Origin of the sequence: Flavobacterium gawalongense, assembly GCF_007097265.1 — a bacterium.
Taxonomy (GTDB): domain Bacteria; phylum Bacteroidota; class Bacteroidia; order Flavobacteriales; family Flavobacteriaceae; genus Flavobacterium; species Flavobacterium gawalongense.
The window spans coordinates 1-1,223 of the sequence record NZ_VJZP01000084.1 but is presented as its reverse complement, the minus strand read 5'-3'; the positions used below and the strand labels follow the sequence as shown (position 1 = coordinate 1,223).

Sequence of the window (1,223 nt, the reverse complement as noted above, 5' to 3'; positions counted from 1 at the left end):
TATCTGATAACTTTTGAAACTCTCTGCTTATATTCATAACCGCAAAAATAATCTATATTTGTGTCCACACGATAGCCTTCGTCGGAATGACAAAAAATAGAAAATAAGTATTATGATTCGAGTTTATTTAGACAGAGTATATTGAATATTGAATTGAATATTGAAAAAGGAGTTTAGTGGGTAGTTGGTGTAGTAGTGATATGTGCCGAGCTGATGGCTCTTTGTGATGCTGGAATGCTGGAGTTCCGTTGTGTCAACTGGACTAAAGTCCAGCCTTACAAAATGGGTCGAGCCGATGGCTCTGAGACGTATGTAAAAGTTCCATAGGAACGGCACATTTTGTATCAACGGATTTTAATCCATTGATGTAAATAAAAACGAATAAAGATTCATCTAAAATATAAAAAATGGCAAATACCTATCATCAAGTTTACATTCAAGCAGTTTTTGCAGTAAAGTACCGAGAAGCCGTAATTAGTAAGGAATGGAAATCAATACTAATGGGCGTAATTGGTAATTTGATTAATGAAACCGGATGCAAAACCATTATTGTTAATGGTGTTGAAGATCACGTGCATTGTTTCTTGGGATTGAAACCAGTGGTTTCTATTTCAGAATTAATGAAAACCGTTAAGGCAAAATCATCCAAATATATCAATGACCATCAACTGACAAAATCAAGATTTGAATGGCAGGAAGGTTATGGTGTTTTTTCTTATAGCCATTCCCAAGTTGATACTGTTTATAAATATATTGCCAATCAGGAAGAGCATCATAAGAAACAGACCTTCAAAGAGGAATATTTGGCTTTTTTAGATAAGTTTGAAGTGCCGTTTGATGAAAGGTATATTTTTGAGGATCTGATATGACCCGAGCCGACCAGACCACAAAATGTTCCGCTCTCCTGCTCCCCGCTCCCCGAAGTGTTCGTCGCTTTGTGCTCTGCGAAGTCTCCCGACTTCGCCACACACGCTGAGCAAGTAATACAAATCTACAATCAAAGTCATTGCAAAGAACGAAGTAAACTCACTATCAGAATAAACCATGACACGGATATACCAACACAACGAGATGCTTAAAGGTCTTCTCGGAAAAAGTCGGGAGACTTTTATTACTCTTACGTTTTTCAAGAACATTTAAAAAAATGCAAAGGTCGAGTAGGCAAAAGCCTTGCAGCAAAAGCCTCTCACAGAACCGTACGTGAAACTCTCGCTTCATACGGC

Annotated in this window: 1 protein-coding gene; it reads left to right on the top strand. The window is 37.7% G+C overall.

Features of this window, described 5'->3' with window-relative positions; all coding sequences use genetic code 11:
* Positions 1-407: 407 nt before the first annotated feature.
* Positions 408-869: an IS200/IS605 family transposase gene (tnpA, locus tag FNW38_RS17360; protein ID WP_143389018.1), complete on the top strand. Its 462-nt coding sequence runs from the start codon at positions 408-410 to the stop codon at positions 867-869.
* Positions 870-1,223: the final 354 nt, after the last annotated feature.